This is a genomic window from Pinisolibacter sp. DMC19 (assembly GCF_056313985.1).
Genome location: NZ_JBQUZF010000004.1, coordinates 370860 through 386005 on the forward strand (window position 1 = coordinate 370860; position 15146 = coordinate 386005).

The following is a 15146-nucleotide window of genomic DNA, read 5'->3' on the forward strand; positions in this document are numbered from 1 at the left end:
CCGCAAATCCGCGCGACGATCGGGCGTCATCGGAAGGAGACCGACATGACGAGCGAAACGGGCATGGCGAGCGAAGCGGGCGTCGACGTCACCGCGCGCGCCGAGACGGCGCTTCTGCAACTCGTGGCGGAACGACCGTTCCGCACGATCGGGCTCTCGGCCGTCGCCGAACGGGCGGGTGTTGCGCTCGCCGACCTGCGGCGGGCCTGGGACGGGCCGCTCGACGGTCTCTCCGGCTTCGCCCGGCGGATCGACACGGGCGTGCTCGCCGGCGACGATCCGGGCATGAAGGGCGAGCCCACCAAGGATCGGCTCTTCGACGTGCTGATGCGCCGCTTCGACCTGCTCGCGCCCCATCGCGCCGGCCTGAAGGGGCTCGAACGCTCGGCGCGGCGCGATCCGGTGTTGGCGTTGCATCTCACCCGTCTGGTGGTCGGCTCGCAGGCCTGGATGCTCGAGGCGGCGGGCGTGTCGGCAGCCGGACCGCGCGGTGCGCTCAGGGCGCTCGGGCTCGCCGCCGGGCTCTCGCGGGTGGTGCCGGTCTTCCTCGCCGAGGAAGAATCGGGTCTGCCCAAGACCATGGCGGCGCTCGACACGACGCTCGATCGGCTGGGCGGTCTCGCTCGACGGGCGCGCAGGTTCGAGGCGCGGTTCGGACGCATCCTGTGCCGTCGGTCCTGCGACGCGCCGGCGGCGGCGAAGGCGACCGCAGAGCCGAGCACCGCGGCGGCCGATCCGTCGATCTGATCAGCCCGGAATGCGGACGACGGCGCGCAGACCGCCGAGCGGGCTCGTGTCGAGGGTGATGTCGCCGCCGTGGCTGCGGGCGATGTCGCGCGAGATGGCGAGGCCGAGGCCGGTGCCGCCCTCGTCCTGATTGCGCGCCTCGTCGAGTCGGTAGAACGGGCGGAAGACATTCTCGCGCTCCGCCTCCGGCACGCCGGGGCCGTCGTCGTCGACGGTGACGGTCAGCCAGCCGTCGGCGTGCGCCCCCGTCATTTCGACGCGATCGGCATGGCGCAGCGCGTTGCCGACGAGGTTGCCGAGCAGACGCTTGAAGGCGTTGGGGCGCAGGACGATCTCGGGATCGCCGCGGAACAGGATCGCGATCTCGAAGCCGGCGCGTTCGGCGTCCATGGCGATCGCCGCCATCATCTCCGCCATGTCGGTCGGTGCCGCCTCCTCCTCGCCCTCGCCGCGGGCGAAGGCGAGATAGGCCTCGAGCATGGCCTGCATCTCGTCGATGTCGACGTCGAGCGCCTCACGGTCGGGGCCGTCGGGCAGCAGGGCGAGCTGGAGACGGAAGCGGGTCAGCACGGTTCGCAGGTCGTGGCTGACACCGGCGAGCATGGCGGTGCGCTGTTCGATCTGGCGCTCGATGCGCGAGCGCATCAGCGCGAAGGCCTCGCCGGCACGGCGGACCTCGCGGGCGCCGCTCGGCTTGAACTCGCCCACGACGCGGCCCTTGCCGAAACTCTCGGCGGCGTCGGCGAGGCGTTGGATCGGCCGGATCTGGTTGCGCAGGAAGAGGATGGCGATGGCGAGCAGCACCAGCGACGCCGACACCATCCATACGAGGAAGATGTGCGAGTTCGAGGCATAGGCCTGCGACCGGCGGGCGATGACGCGCAGCACGCCCGACTTCAGCACGATGCGGATCTCGACGAGGTCGGAGTTGCCGACCGTGTCGATCCAGAAGGGCCGGCCGACGCGGGTGGCGATCTCGTCGGAGAGTGCGTTGTCGAGCAGCGAGAAGAAGGGTCGCGGCATCGGCGGCGGCAGGGTCGAGCCGGGCAGAACCGAGACCTGGAAGCCGAGGTCGCGTTCGGCGATCCCGCCGATCAGGCGCCAGTCGGGATCCTGCGGCCAGGTGTCGATCACCTCGATGACGGCGGCGACGTCGCGGGCGAGCGCTTCCGACAGGCGGCCGGTGACGAGGCGCCAGTGACGCTCCATGAAGACATAGGCGACGACCGACTGCAGGATCAACACCGGCAGGATGACGATCAGCAGCGACCGGGCATAGAGGCCCTTGGGCAGGTGATCGGCGATGCGACGGGCGAAGCGGCGCCAGGCGAGGCGGATGCGCACCAGCGGCGCGTCGCGCAGCAGACCGATGCGCGGACCGTCGTCGTCGAGGCTCATGGGGCGGCCTGATCTGTCTTGAGGCGATAGCCCTGGCCGCGGACGGTGACGAGATGGATCGGGTTGGCCGGATCGGTCTCGATCTTGCGGCGCAGGCGATTGATCTGGACGTCGGCGGTGCGGTCGCCGAGGGCGCTCTCGCCCTGCACGATCTCGTGGCGCGGGATGATCTCGCCGGAGCGGTCGGCGAACATGCGCATCAGCCGGAGTTCGCCGTCGGTCAGGCGGACGATCTCGTCGCCGCGGCGCAACTCGTCGCGGTCGCCGTCCCAGACGAAGGGGCCGAAGTGCAGTTCGTGCGCCCGGGCCTTCGGCGCCGGGCCGCCGCGCTTGAGGATGTTGTTCAGCCGCAGCAGCAGTTCGCGCGGGTCGAAGGGCTTGGCGAGATAGTCGTCGGCGCCGAGCTCGAGGCCGCGGATGCGGCTCTCGGTCTCCGAACGCGCGGTCAGCATCAGGATCGGTACGCTCGATCCGGACCGTACTCGGCGGGTGAAGTCCATGCCGTTCTCGCCCGGCATCATGACGTCGACCACCAGCAGGTCGAAATCCATGATCGCCATCTTCTTGCCGGCCTCCTCGGCCGACTGGGCGGCGGTGACGCGGAAGCCGTTCTCGGCGAGGAAGCGCGAGATCAGGGTGCGGATGCGGCTGTCGTCGTCGACGACCAGCAGGTGGGGCGCCTCGTCGGCGGGGATCGGGGCTTCGATCGCGTCGATCGTGTTCATGGCGTCTCGTCCAGCGGCGGAGGGGCGGGCCGATTGGTGTAGCGACTGACGCGCGGGCGCTCGTCGGCGTCGATCATCAGGCGCAGGAACTCGCGGGCACGCGCCGCGCCGTCGGGACCGAGGGCCTGGAAGGCGGCGGCGATCCGGCCGATCTGCGGCAGCGACAGCGACCGGGCGAGGGCGCGTCCCTTGTCGGTGGCGTAGAGCAGGCGCTGGCGACGGTCGGTCGAGCCGGTGCGGCTCTCGATGTGGCCGGTCTCGACCAGTTCCTTCAGCACGCGGGCGAGCGACTGCTTGGTGATCTTCAGGATGTCGAGCAGTTCGGCGACCGAGAGGCCCGGATTGCGATCGACGAAGTGGAGCACCCGGTGATGCGCCCGGCCGAAGCCGTAGCGGGAGAGAATCGCGTCCGGGTCGGCGACGAAGTCGCGATAGGCGAAGAAGAACAGCTCGAGCATCTCGAGGAAGGCCGACGACGGCGTGTCGCCGCGTGCGGGTGCGGCGCGCGGCGCGGCGCGGGGGGCGGCCGGACGGCGCGGGGCGGCATCGGGCCCGGCGGGTGTCGCGGCTTCGAGGGTATCGTCGACCATCTCGCGTCTTCGGGTTCGGCGCGGCGGGAGGGGCCGCGCGTGGTGCCCACGATAGCGCGAAGAGGGCGGGCAAGGCAAAAGCCGCGCGCGCATTCGTGATGCCTCACCCTTGCATCGGCGCGCGTTTCGGGGGAAACCCCTTCGACGTCATTCGGCCGGATGCACGGCCCCAAGGGAGGAAAGTCATGGCGCTCACCTTCGACGACCGCGACGGTGTGATCTGGTTCGACGGCGAATTCGTCGACTGGCGCGATGCCAAGGTCCACGTGCTGACCCACGGCCTGCACTACGGCTCCTGCGTCTTCGAGGGACAGCGCGCCTATGGCGGCGTGGTCTACAAACAGCGCGAACACCACGAGCGCCTGCATGCCTCGGCGAACATTCTCGGCTTCGACATTCCCTATTCGGTCGACGTGCTCGACGCCGCCTGCGAAGAAGTGCTGCGCCGGATGAATTTCGTCGACGCCTACGTGCGGCCCGTCGCCTGGCGCGGTTCGGAGATGATGGGCGTCTCGGCCCAGCAGAACACGATCCACGTCGCCATCGCCGCCTGGGAGTGGCCGAGCTACTTCAAGCCGGAAGAGCGGATGAAGGGCATCCGCATCGATCTCGCCGACTATCGCCGTCCCGACCCGCGCACCGCGCCGTCGAAGTCGAAGGCGGCCGGCCTCTACATGATCTGCACCATCTCCAAGCACGCCGCCGAGAAGAAGGGCTATGCCGACGCCCTGATGCTCGACTGGGAAGGCTTCGTCGCCGAGGCGACCGGCGCCAACGTGTTCTTCGTGAAGGACGGCAAGATCCACACGCCGCTCGCCGACCGCTTCCTCGACGGCATCACCCGTCGCACGGTGATCGGTCTCGCCAAGGCGCGCGGCATCGAGGTGATCGAGCGGCGCATCCTGCCGGAAGAGATGGAAGGCTTCACCGAGTGCTTCCTCACCGGCACGGCAGCGGAAGTGACCCCGGTCTCCGAGATCGCCCACCATCGCTTCACGCCCGGCGCGATCTCACTCGGCCTGCTCGAGGCCTACATGGCGGAAGTGCAGCCGAAGTGATCATGCCCGCCTCGGCGGGACGAAAGAGGCGCCGTCTCGCGACGGCGCCTCTTTTCTTTCGGGGCTCGCGACCGGAACGGCGCCTGCGGCGACGTGTCGGCTGGCGGGGGCGCCGCGTTCGCCGTGAGATCTCCGCGCCTGGAGGTATCATGATCTGGTCGACTCTTCATCTCGTCGCCGTCGGCGTCTGGCTCGGTTGTCTGGCGACGGAGATCGCCTTCGAGAAGGCGATGGGCACGGAGGCGGCGATCCGCCAATGGGTCTCGGCGCTGCACGATAAGGTCGATCGGTGGGTCGAGGGACCGGCCTTCGTCGCGGTGGCGATCAGCGGGGCGGTGCTGCTCGGGCGCACGCCCTGGACGCCGGGGCTGGCGATCAAGGTGGCCCTCGGTCTCGGCGCGGTGATCGCGAACGTCTGGTGCCTCCACCTGGTGCTGGCGCGGCAGCGCGCCGCGCGCGAGGGGATCGGTGCGGCATGGGTCGACGTCGATCACCGACAGCACAAATGGGGCACCGCGGTCGTGGTTCTGCTGCTCGCCACCCTGCTCGCCGCGGCGATCCGCGCCGTGGCGGGGTGAGGCCGCGTTCGCCCGAGAGCTCACGGGGTTCGCTGTCCGTTGCCCGTTTCGGGCAGAACGCCCTTTCCTTCCCGGAAAGAACGAGAAACACTCGGAGCGGCGTTCGTGCAGCGGCCGGGTGGTTCGTGCCGTGGGAGGAGATCACATGAAGTTCGCGACGATTTCTCTGGGGTTGGCGCTGATCGCGGGGCCGGCTCTCGCCGATCCGACCGGCAGCTACACGGTCGAGGGCAAGAGCCCGGGCGGCGCGGCCTATCGTGGCAGCGCCGTCATCACCAAGACCGGCGAGACCTACAAGGTCACTTGGACGATCGGCAACGAGAAGACCGTCGGCACCGCCGTCGGCGACGACCGCTTCTTCGCGGTCGGCTATCGCCAGGGCGCAGAGGGCGGCATCGCCGTCTATGCCCGCGACGGCAAGGACTGGAAGGGCATCTGGAGCCAGATCGGCGGAACGGAAGTCGGCATCGAGCGGCTGACGCCGAAGTGAGCGGGCGTCGGGGGCGCGGTCACTTCGCCCAGCGCGCGGCGGCGACGTCGTCGTGCTCGCGGGCGTCGACCCAGTCGCCCTTCGAGCCGTCGACGCCGACCTCCTTCTTCCAGAAGGGGGCGCGCGTCTTGAGGAAGTCCATCAGGAACTCGGCCGCCTCGAAGGCGGCGACGCGATGCGACGACGTCGTGATCACCACGACGATCGGCTCGCCGGGGTGGATGACGCCGTGGCGATGGATGGCGGTCACCCCCATCAGCGGCCAGCGCGCCATCGCCTCGTGGGCGGTGCGCTCGATCTCGGCCTCGGCCATGCCGGGATAATGCTCGAGCTCGAGCGCCGAGAGCCGGCCCTCCTCGGCGCGGCACAGGCCGGTGAAGGCGACGACGGCGCCGATGTCGGTGCGGCCGGCGGTGAGCTTCTTCGTCTCGGCGGCGACGTCGAAGGGCTCGGGCTGGACGCGGACGGTGAGGATCGGTTCCATGAGCGGCCTCGTCTGCGAAGGGGCGGCGCGGGCTCAGCCGCCGGTCATCGGCGGGAAGAGCGCGACCTCGGCGGCGCCGGTGATCGGGGCCTCCGGCGTCACGTGGACCTTGTCGACGGCGACGCGGATGAACTCGGACTTCTCCAGCGCCCATTCGTATTCGGGGCCGAGCGTCTTCAGCCAGCCGAGCAGGTCGGCGGCGGTCTTGACCGTGGCGGGCGGCGCGAGGTCTTCCTCGGGCTTGCCGACGCGTTCGCGGACCCAGGCGAAATAGCGGATCTTCATCGGTGTCTCAGGGCTCGTTCATCAGGTGGACGATGCCGGAACGGAAATAGTCCCAGCCGGTATAGAGCGTCAGCAGCGCCGAGATCCACAGCAGCAGATGGCCGGTGACGAGCGTCCAGGGATAGACCGGCTCGCCGGCGGGGCCGACGATGAGGAAGCCGAGCGCCACCAGCTGCGCCGTGGTCTTCCATTTGGCGAGCCAGGTGACGGGCACGGAGACGCGCAGCTCGGCGAGGAATTCGCGCAGACCCGAGACCAGGATCTCGCGGCAGAGGATGATCGCGGCGGCGATCAGCGACCAGCCCGAGATGGTGCGGGCATCGACCAGAATCAGCAGGCAGGAGGCGACGAGCAGCTTGTCGGCGATCGGGTCGAGCATCCGCCCCAGCGCCGATTGCTGGTTCCAGACGCGGGCGAGCCAACCGTCGAAGAAGTCGGTGATGGCGGCGGCGGCGAAGATGGCGAGCGCCACCCAGCGCGACGTCGGCGTCGGCGTTCCCGGCAGCGCGAAACAGGCGATGACCGCGGGCACCGCCAGGATCCGGCCGTAGGTGAGGATGTTGGGCAGACTCAGCGCGGACATGGGTTCCTCGTCTCGCCCGAAGACAGAGCATGCGGGGGGAGGGCGCGTCAACGGCGGAGGTATGCCCTTCAATACTGTCCGGCGGATGGCAGCCAGGTTTCGACCCATGCCGGCGCATCGGCTTCGCGCTCGAGGTCGAGGTGACCTTCGGGGTCACGATCGCCGAAGGCGACGAGGCGAATGACGGGCGCCTCCGGAGGGGAGCCGTTGTCGAAGATCATCACCCGGTGCGCGCGGCGGACGATCTCCGGGAGCATGGCCATGACCCGCGCCCATCGCGCGACGATGCGGTCCTTCGGCACGTCGTGGCCACCGCTCGCGACACGCAGGCGGACGCGTTCGACGTTCATCTCGGGCGTCGGTAGGGAGATGAAGAAGACGTGGATCTCGTATCCCGCGTCCGCGGCCCGCTCCATGAAGCCGAGCTTCGAGCGGTGGGAGAAGACGGTCTCGAAGGCGAAGTCGCGGCGTTCGGCGAGGCACTGCTCGCGGAGTTCGTCCGCGTGCTCCTGCGCCGTACGCGTTCGCTCTTCGAGCGAGCCCACCAGTTCGGCCGCGATGTCGTCGGGGTTGATGTAGATTCCGAGATCGATACCGCGACGCAGGATCTCTCTCGTCAAGGTGCTCTTTCCGGAGCCGTTCGGCCCACAAAAAATAGCCAGAACGGGCGCCATTCGTATCGATCTCGGTCAACGCAATGGAGTTCGTCAGCTCTTCTCGTAACGAAGAGCCTTGCTCGAATGAATTTCAGCGGAATGAGAGGTGGTCTCGTCGCTGCGAGACCGACGAAGAAATTTGGTGACTGCCCGCTTGGTCGGCACCTTCGAGGTCTCGTGTGCCTCGGATGCGAGATGCCCGGCCGCCCGCAGATCGGCGACGGCCTTTTCGGCGGCGTCTTTTCCGATCTTTCGGAAATCATCGAAGGTCAGGTCGGCAACGGTCTTCATGACTACGAAACGTAGCACCCTTCGGCGGATTGGCAAGGAGCGCCTCACCCCTCGCCCTGATGGAACCAGCCGTGGATGGTCTCGGCCATGCCTTCGGAGATGCCGTCGACCTCCATCAGGTCGCCGAGCCCGGCGCGGCCGATCGCCTTGACCGTGCCGAAGTGGTCGAGGAGGGCGCGTTTCCGCGTCGGGCCGATGCCGGGGATCTCGTCGAGCGTCGACTGGCGGATCGCCTTGGACCGTTTCGCCCGGTGCGTGCCGATGGCGAAGCGGTGGGCCTCGTCGCGCAGGCGCTGGACGAAATAGAGGACCGGGTCGCGCTCCGGCAGCATGATGTCGGGGCGATCGAAGAAGAAGAACTTCTCGCGCCCCGCGTCGCGGTCGGGGCCCTTGGCGATGCCGACGAAGGCGATCTGATCGAGGACGCCGACTTCCTCCGCCACCTGCCGCGCCATCTCCAGCTGGCCCTTGCCGCCGTCGACCAGGATCAGGTCGGGCCAGGGGCCGAAGCCCTGGTCGTCGCGCGGGGCGGTGTCGCGGCTGCCGTTCTCCTTGACGAGACGGGTGAGGCGGCGGGTCAGCACCTCGCGCATCATGGCGTAGTCGTCGCCGGGCGTCGTCTCCTCCGACTTGATGTCGAACTTGCGATACTGCCCCTTCACGAAGCCCTCCGGCCCCGCGACGATCATGCCGCCGACCGCGTGGGTGCCCTGGACGTGGGAGTTGTCGTAGACCTCGATGCGCTTCGGCGTCTCGGGAAGCGAGAAGGCGCGGGCGACGCCGGCGAGCAGGCTCGCCTGGGACGAGGTCTCGGCGAGCTTGCGGCCCAGTGCCTCGCGGGCGTTGAGGGCGGCGTGGTCGACGAGGTCCTTCTTCTCGCCGCGTTTGGGCACGGCGACCTCGACGCGATACTGCGAGCGTTCCGAGAAGGCCTCCTCCAGCAGCTCGCGCTCGGGCGTGTCGTGCGACAGCAGGATCAGGCGCGGGATCGGCTTGTCGTCGTAGAACTGGGCGACGAAGCTCTCCAGCACCTCCTCGGGCTCGAGGCTGCGGTCGGCCTTGGGATAGAAGGCGTGGTTGCCCCAGTTCTGACCGGTGCGGAAGAAGAAGACCTGGATGCAGGTCTGTCCGCCTTCCTGATGGAGGGCGAAGACGTCGGCCTCCTCGACGCCCTGCGGGTTGATGCCCTGATGCGCCTGGACATGCGACAGCGCCGCGAGGCGGTCGCGGTAGACGGCAGCGCGTTCGAAGTCGAGGTCCTCGGCGGCGGCGTGCATGGCGGTCGCCATCTCGGCCTGCACCGCCTTGGACTTGCCCGACAGGAAGCGCCCGGCCTCGTCGACGAGGTCGGCGTAGTCGGAGAGCGACACCTCGCCGGTGCAGGGCGCAGAGCAGCGCTTGATCTGGAACAGCAGGCAGGGGCGCGTGCGGCCGTCGTAGGCGGCGTCGGTGCAGGTGCGGATCAGGAACGCCTTCTGCAGCGCGTTGATGGTGCGCGCCACTGCACCCGCCGAGGCGAAGGGGCCGAAATAGGTGCCCTTGCGCTTGCGCGGACCGCGATGCTTGACGATCGCCGGGGCGTCGTGGTCGGCGGTGACGAGGATGTAGGGGAACGACTTGTCGTCGCGCAGCAGCACGTTGTAGCGCGGGCGCAGACGCTTGATCAGGTTGGCCTCGAGCAGCAGCGCCTCGGTCTCCGTCCGCGTCTGGACGAACTCCATCGACGCCGTCTCGCGCACCATGCGGAGGATGCGGGCGGTCAGGCCCTGACCGCGGGTGTAGTTCACCACCCGCTTCTTCAGGTTCCGCGCCTTGCCGACGTAGAGGACGGTGCCCTCATCGTCGATCATGCGGTAGACGCCGGGCGCGCTGGGCAGGCGCTTCACCTGATCGGCGATGACCTCGACGCCCGCGAGCGTGCGCGTCGCCTCGACGAGGAGGCTCTCGTCGGTCGCGGTCTCGGCGGTCGGCAGCACATTCTCCGGGGGCGGAGCGGCCGGTTGCGGATCTTGGTCGGACATCGTGGTCGTTTCGAGGGGCTCGAGCGGGGCGGCCGGCGAATCGTCGCCGTCCTTCGTCACCGTCTATATGGAGCGGATCGCGGCGGGATCGAAACGGGGGGCCGCTCGATCTCCACCGCGGGGACGGCTCACTCGCCGACGCCGACCACGTCGGGGGTCTCCCAGGCGAGGTGCTGCCCGCCGTCGAGGCAGATCATCTGGCCGGTGATCGACGGCGTCTCGACGAGGAAGCGCACGGTGCGGCCGAACTCCTCCGGCGCCGGGCCGCGCTTCAGCGGCACGGCGGCGACCTGACGGGCGAAGTCCTCGGCCGTCTGGCGCGAGTTGGCGAAGGACGGGCCGGGGCCGATGGCGTTGACGCGGATGCGCGGGGCGAGCGCCTGGGCCATGGTCTGGGTCGCCGTCCACAGCGCCGACTTCGCCAGCGTGTAGGAGAAGAACTTCGGCGTCGGCCGCAGAACACGCTGATCGACGACGTTGATGACGTGGCCCTCGCGACCTTCCGGCAGGCGCTCGGCCCAGAGGTCGGCGAGCAGGCAGGGCGACACCAGATCGACCCGGAGATGGCGCTCGAATCGCTCGGCGCCGAGGGTGCCCATCTCGTCGGGCTCGAATTCCGAGGCGTTGTTGACGAGGAGATCGACCGGCCCGAAGGCCGCCTCGGCCGCGTCGAGCAGGCCCGAGAGGGCGGCGAGATCGGAGAGATCCGCCTTCACCGCGATCGCCCGGGCGCCGCTCGCGACGAGCTCGGCGGCCAGCGCCTCGCCTTGCGGGAACGAGAGATTGGCGTGCAGCACGACCTGCCAGCCGGCGGCCGCCAGATCGCGCGCGATGGCCGCGCCGATGCGGCGCGCAGCGCCGGTGACCAGCGCGGTGCGGGATGCGGGGACGGGTGTCACGGTCATTTGAACTCGGATCGGGAGGGCTCGGACGGTCCGGCGATTTTAGCGCCGGTTCCGGCGAGAAGCGACGGCCGAGACGGCGGAGCGACGGAAAATGGCGCAGAGCTCGGTGTTGCGCGCATACATCACTTGTTTACCAAGAACAAAAATGCATGGCGAAAACCGGGAATGGGGCGATGGCGGTCTCATTTCGGTTCCGAGTTCGCCACATTCGGGGACCATCCCGGAGGTCATTGGAATTCGTGATCGAGTTTCGACATCGACGTGCCGGCGGGAACCCTCGGGCCCCGTCGGAGTTGGTTCCTCAGGGAACCCCTGTCGACGTACCGTGTGCAGACGAGGACTAGAAATGACCACTTCGTTCCTTCGTGCCGTCGCCCTCGCGGGTGTTGCGGTTATCGCGGCCTCCGGCGCGGCTTCGGCCGCCGACATGTACCGGAAGGCTCCCCCGGCGGCTCCGATCGCCGCCCCGGTGTCGGCCTACAACTGGACCGGCTTCTATGCGGGTGCGAACCTCGGCGGCGAGTGGCTGAACGACAAGATGTCGTCCGCCGCCGGCTCGGCCACCCGTACGCCGGGCTCGGTGTTCGGCGGCCTGCAGGCCGGCTACAACTACCAGATCAACCAGTTCGTCTTCGGCGCCGAAGCCGACGTCGGCTACGGCCGTCCGGCCGGCAACACGGCCTACGGCCGTGGTGAAGGCACCTGGTCGGGCACCGTGCGCGCCCGCGCCGGCTACGCGATCGACAACGTGCTGCTCTACGGCACCGGCGGTCTGGCCTGGAAGAACTTCAAGCTCAACGACACCGTCGTCGAGCGCACCACGACCCGCGCCGGCTGGACGCTGGGTGCCGGTGCCGAGTACGCCTTCACCCGCAACGTGTCGGTCAAGGGCGAGTATCTCTACGCCGACTACGGCAAGGCCAACGTCGGTGCCACCGAGCACAGCCTCTCGGACCACATCGTCCGCGTCGGCGTGAACTACAAGTTCTGATCTCGAATCTTCGAGTGACGTCCTTTGGAGCCCGGCTCTCCTTCGTGGAGAGCCGGGCTTCTTCTTTTTGTCACATGTATTGATCTGTGGCGACTTTGATTTACAAAAAATAAACTATGAATACTTACGCGTCATTAACCGCGGGGCGGCAACATGGTCAACATCTCCTTTGGAAATCCCAGAGGAATCGACGAGATCTACAACGCGAAGGTTCGATCATGTCCCGCGTCTCCATCGCACTCTCGTTCGCCGCCTTCGTCGCGGCGATCACTCCCGCGGCCGCCGCCGACATGTACGGAAGCAACACGCGCGCTCCGTCGTCGAACTACGGCTATTCGGACGGCGGCTCCTCGCCGGCGCAGCAGTGGGCCGGCGGCTACGCCGGTGCCCAGGTCGGCTACGGCTGGGGCGAACACGGCATCAACGGCGCCCAGGGCGGCGTCTTCGGCGGCGGCAACTTCGCCGTCGGCACCAACATCGTCCTCGGCGCCGAGGCGGAAGTGAACGTCTCCGGCCAGGAGCGGGCCTCGGTGATCGCCGGCGGTCTGGTGAAGCAGTCGTCGAGCTGGAACGGCGCGCTGCGTGCCCGTGCCGGCGTCGCCTACGACAAGGTCATGCCCTACGCCAGCATCGGCGTCGCCATCGCCGACGACACGGTGAAGGCCTTCGGCGCCAACGACACCACGACCAAGGTCGGCTATCAGCTCGGCGCCGGTGTCGAAGGCAAGATCTCCGATCGCGTCTCGCTGCGTGGCGAACTGGTCCACACCGGCTTCAGCAAGACCGATCACGTCGCCAACTGGGCGACCGTCGGCTCCAACGTGTCGACCACGACGCTTCGCGCCGGCGCGGCCTACAAGTTCTGATCGACCCTTTCGCGCTTCCCGCGGGAAGCGCGTCGTGGGGGGAAGCCCCGCCCGGCACCGCCGGGCGGGGTTTTCGCATTTTCGGGCCCAGCCCGCATCCGCTCAGGGGACGAAGCGGGTCTTCTCGAAGGAGGGATGGCGGGCGGCGAAGGCGTCGAGCCAGGCGACGAGCTTCGGATGGCCGCCGCGCCAGAGGCCCGAGAAGCGCAGGTCGAGATAGCCGAGCGCGCAGGCGAGCGCGATGGTGCCGACCGTCAGGGCCGCATCGGTCGCCGGTGCGTTGGCCTCGAGATGGTCGAGGGTGCGGTCGACCTTGCCCTGCTGGTATTCGATCCAGGCGGGCGAACGCTCGTTCTCCTTGCGGAAGCGATTCTCGTAGACGATCAGCAGCGCCGCGTCGGCGAGGCCGTCGGCGAGCGCCTGCAGACGCAGCGCGGCGAAGCGGGTCGGGGCGTCGGACGGCAGGATGCGGCCGCCACCGGTCTCCACGTCGAGCCATTCCAGGATGACGCGGCTGTCGAACAGCGCCGAGCCGTCCTCGAACACCAGCGCCGGGATCTTGCCGAGCGGATTCTGGGCCCTGAGGCTGTCGGACGGATCGGTGGTGTCGGCCATTTCGATCGTCAGGCGATCCATCAGGCCGAGTTCGTGGGCGGCGATCTTGACCTTGCGGCCGAAGGGCGACGGCGGGGAAGAGCGCAGGATCGGCATCGTGTCTCCGGTCTGTCGAATCAGGGTTGTGCGGTGGTCTGCCAGACGACGGGCCATTCGCCCGGGTCCTTGCCTTCGACGCAGGTGGAGGCGACGCGGGTCTCCAGCATCTCGAAGGTCCATTTCTTCCAACGCCAGACCCCGCGCGCGCCGCAGCCGCCGCCGGCGCGGTAGGTCGAGGTCAGCCGCTGGGTCTTGTCGTCGTAGGCGACGTTGTAGAGGAGGTCGGAGCCGCGCCAGCCGAGCGCCGGGTCGAAAGTGGCGAAATACTGCGCCGTGAGGCCGCCGATCTCACCGTTCTCCAGCACCCAGACGCGGAACGAGACGTTGCCGGTCGAGGCGGTGCAGGGGATGGCATAGACCGTCGCGGTCGACGACAGCACGCCGATCACCGGCTTGAAGGCGCGCAAGAGCGGCGAGTTCGGTGCCTCGCAGTCCGACGCCGCCATGTGCTTCTGGGCGAGGCGCGGGGGGATGCCGAGCTTCGACACGAGTTCGGCCCGGCTCTGTTCGGGGGCGATCATCAGCCCCTTGGGCGCGGCGCCGACCGCCTTGTCGGGGGCGCGGCCGAGGCGCTCGCCGGTCCAGGCGACGACCTGGGCGAGGCCGGTCAGGTCGAAGTCGGCGTCGTGGGGCGCGCCGATCACGTCGATGTACTCGATGCGAATCGTCTTGGCGGTGGTGCGTGCCGCGACGATCGCCTCGACGAGCTTCGTGTCGGTGATCCAGAAGGTCTCGGCCTTCTCGTAGGCGCGATAGCCGGACTTCGGCTCGATGTCGGCGATCGCCTTGCCGTCGATGCGCAGCGTCATCGGCCGTTCGCGGTCGGCCTGACCGGCACCGGGCGTGGCGAGACCGAGGGCGACGCCGTCGCCGATCTCGAAACGGCCGAAGAGCAGCGCCTGTTCGCCCGAGGCGGAGGCGAGGCTCGCCCGGCAGACCGGCGCCTCGCAGGCGACCTGCCAGCCCTTGATCTCGGTCTTGACCGGCTCGGCGGTGGCGGGAAGGGACGCGAAGGCTGCCGCCCAGATCGCGAGGGCGAACGGGCGGGCGCGGCGAAGAGAGGTCATCGAACGCATCCTCAGCGCACGGCGGGCATGTAGACCCGGTCGAGCCGGCAGGCGCGGCGATCGACTTCGGGGCAGGCGGTGAAGGCGGAGAGATCCTTCTTCAGGCAGATGCGGACCTCCTGCAGCCGGCGCTGGTCGCAGAGCACCGAGATCTCCGGCGCGTCGAGCCCCTTGTTGGCGTCGATGAAGGCCTTTTCGACCGTGCGGACGTCGACCATGCGGGCCTCGCGCGGCGCCTGGAACTCGGTCGGCACCCGGATCTTCTCGAAGAGCTTGCGGATGATGCGGAGATAGCTCTCGGCGGAGAGGCCGGAGCAGGTGCCGTGCGTCCGCCATTCGTGGCGGACGAGGCCGGGGCTCGGCATGACGTCGAGGACGCCGTCGACCTGGGCGCGGGTCGGTTCCGGCTCACGGGTCGGGCAGTCGGAGGGGAAACCGCGGTCGTATTGCGGCCACAGGCCGTGGACGACGAAGGCGAAGGGTCGCGCACACTGGATGCCGCCGCGGCCGGCGCCTTGCGTCTCGCACCAGCTCGGCGACCATGACAGCGACAGGACCCAGAAGTCGAAGTCGCCGGCGCGACCACGCCCCTCGGCCGAGGCCGGCAGGGCGACGAAGATCGCAGCGAGGCCGACGAGGGCGAAGGCGACGGCGCGCGCGAGGAAGGCATGCGGCATGCGGTCGATCTCCCGTCGGG

General features: G+C 68.9%; 19 protein-coding genes. 6 read left to right on the forward strand and 13 right to left on the reverse strand.

Features of this window, described 5'->3' with window-relative positions:
• Positions 1-45: 45 nt before the first annotated feature.
• On the forward strand, positions 46-747 hold the full coding sequence (locus ACT53U_RS12930) for a TetR/AcrR family transcriptional regulator (protein ID WP_476155662.1): 702 nt from the start codon (positions 46-48) through the stop codon (positions 745-747).
• Here the strand turns inward: ACT53U_RS12930 and ACT53U_RS12935 are convergent, their stop codons facing one another.
• The 3 genes from ACT53U_RS12935 to ACT53U_RS12945 are packed head-to-tail and all read right to left on the reverse strand — an operon-like array spanning position 748 to position 3460.
• On the reverse strand, positions 748-2085 hold the full coding sequence (locus ACT53U_RS12935) for an ATP-binding protein (RefSeq protein ID WP_476155742.1): 1338 nt from the start codon (positions 2083-2085) through the stop codon (positions 748-750).
• 56 nt (positions 2086-2141) lie between these two features.
• Complete coding sequence (locus tag ACT53U_RS12940; RefSeq protein WP_476155664.1) at positions 2142-2870, reverse strand: response regulator; 729 nt, start codon at positions 2868-2870, stop codon at positions 2142-2144.
• Positions 2867-3460, reverse strand: a complete 594-nt coding sequence (locus tag ACT53U_RS12945) for a MarR family winged helix-turn-helix transcriptional regulator (RefSeq protein ID WP_476137673.1) — start codon at positions 3458-3460, stop codon at positions 2867-2869. Before ACT53U_RS12945 ends, ACT53U_RS12940 begins: the two co-directional genes overlap by 4 nt.
• Before the next feature lie 185 nt (positions 3461-3645).
• Here ACT53U_RS12945 and ACT53U_RS12950 point away from each other — a divergent pair, with 185 nt between their 5' ends.
• The 3 genes from ACT53U_RS12950 (at position 3646) to ACT53U_RS12960 (ending at position 5586) form a co-directional block, all read left to right on the forward strand.
• Entirely contained in the window at positions 3646-4518 is an 873-nt protein-coding gene (locus tag ACT53U_RS12950; protein ID WP_476155666.1) for a branched-chain amino acid aminotransferase, read from the forward strand.
• A gap of 149 nt (positions 4519-4667) precedes the next feature.
• Positions 4668-5096: a hypothetical protein gene (locus tag ACT53U_RS12955; protein WP_476155668.1), complete on the forward strand. Its 429-nt coding sequence runs from the start codon at positions 4668-4670 to the stop codon at positions 5094-5096.
• 145 nt (positions 5097-5241) lie between these two features.
• On the forward strand, positions 5242-5586 hold the full coding sequence (locus ACT53U_RS12960; protein WP_476155670.1) for a hypothetical protein: 345 nt from the start codon (positions 5242-5244) through the stop codon (positions 5584-5586).
• A 19-nt stretch (positions 5587-5605) separates the two neighbouring features.
• On the opposite strand, the gene ACT53U_RS12965 is transcribed toward ACT53U_RS12960, so the two are convergent.
• The 7 genes from ACT53U_RS12965 to ACT53U_RS12995 all read right to left on the reverse strand — a co-directional run bounded on the left by ACT53U_RS12965 (position 5606) and on the right by ACT53U_RS12995 (position 10811).
• Complete coding sequence (locus tag ACT53U_RS12965; protein ID WP_476155671.1) at positions 5606-6070, reverse strand: molybdenum cofactor biosynthesis protein MoaE; 465 nt, start codon at positions 6068-6070, stop codon at positions 5606-5608.
• Between the two features lie 33 nt (positions 6071-6103).
• Entirely contained in the window at positions 6104-6355 is a 252-nt protein-coding gene (moaD, locus tag ACT53U_RS12970) for a molybdopterin converting factor subunit 1 (protein WP_476155673.1), read from the reverse strand.
• Positions 6356-6362: 7 nt separating this feature from the next.
• Positions 6363-6938 carry a CDP-diacylglycerol--glycerol-3-phosphate 3-phosphatidyltransferase gene (gene pgsA / locus ACT53U_RS12975; protein WP_476137679.1) on the reverse strand — a complete coding sequence of 192 codons (576 nt, stop codon included), beginning with the start codon at positions 6936-6938 and terminating at the stop codon, positions 6363-6365.
• Between the two features lie 68 nt (positions 6939-7006).
• Positions 7007-7612, reverse strand: a complete 606-nt coding sequence (locus ACT53U_RS12980; protein WP_476155675.1) for an ATPase — start codon at positions 7610-7612, stop codon at positions 7007-7009.
• 33 nt (positions 7613-7645) lie between these two features.
• Complete coding sequence (locus ACT53U_RS12985; protein ID WP_476155677.1) at positions 7646-7885, reverse strand: hypothetical protein; 240 nt, start codon at positions 7883-7885, stop codon at positions 7646-7648.
• A 44-nt stretch (positions 7886-7929) separates the two neighbouring features.
• Positions 7930-9906 (reverse strand): excinuclease ABC subunit UvrC, encoded by a 1977-nt coding sequence (gene uvrC / locus ACT53U_RS12990; protein WP_476155679.1) that lies wholly within the window; start codon positions 9904-9906, stop codon positions 7930-7932.
• Positions 9907-10034: 128 nt separating this feature from the next.
• Positions 10035-10811, reverse strand: coding sequence for an SDR family oxidoreductase (locus tag ACT53U_RS12995; protein ID WP_476155681.1), 777 nt, complete (start codon positions 10809-10811; stop codon positions 10035-10037).
• 346 nt (positions 10812-11157) lie between these two features.
• Here ACT53U_RS12995 and ACT53U_RS13000 point away from each other — a divergent pair, with 346 nt between their 5' ends.
• Entirely contained in the window at positions 11158-11802 is a 645-nt protein-coding gene (locus tag ACT53U_RS13000; protein ID WP_476155683.1) for an outer membrane protein, read from the forward strand.
• A gap of 218 nt (positions 11803-12020) precedes the next feature.
• Positions 12021-12668: an outer membrane protein gene (locus ACT53U_RS13005; protein ID WP_476155685.1), complete on the forward strand. Its 648-nt coding sequence runs from the start codon at positions 12021-12023 to the stop codon at positions 12666-12668.
• A gap of 102 nt (positions 12669-12770) precedes the next feature.
• On the opposite strand, the gene ACT53U_RS13010 is transcribed toward ACT53U_RS13005, so the two are convergent.
• The 3 genes from ACT53U_RS13010 to ACT53U_RS13020 are packed head-to-tail and all read right to left on the reverse strand — an operon-like array spanning position 12771 to position 15126.
• Positions 12771-13379 (reverse strand): glutathione S-transferase family protein, encoded by a 609-nt coding sequence (locus ACT53U_RS13010; protein ID WP_476155687.1) that lies wholly within the window; start codon positions 13377-13379, stop codon positions 12771-12773.
• Between the two features lie 20 nt (positions 13380-13399).
• A complete protein-coding gene (locus ACT53U_RS13015; RefSeq protein WP_476155689.1) occupies positions 13400-14449 on the reverse strand; it encodes a DUF1176 domain-containing protein in 1050 nt (349 codons plus the stop codon).
• An 11-nt stretch (positions 14450-14460) separates the two neighbouring features.
• Positions 14461-15126, reverse strand: coding sequence for a ribonuclease T2 family protein (locus ACT53U_RS13020; RefSeq protein ID WP_476155691.1), 666 nt, complete (start codon positions 15124-15126; stop codon positions 14461-14463).
• Between the last annotated feature and the right edge of the window lie 20 nt (positions 15127-15146).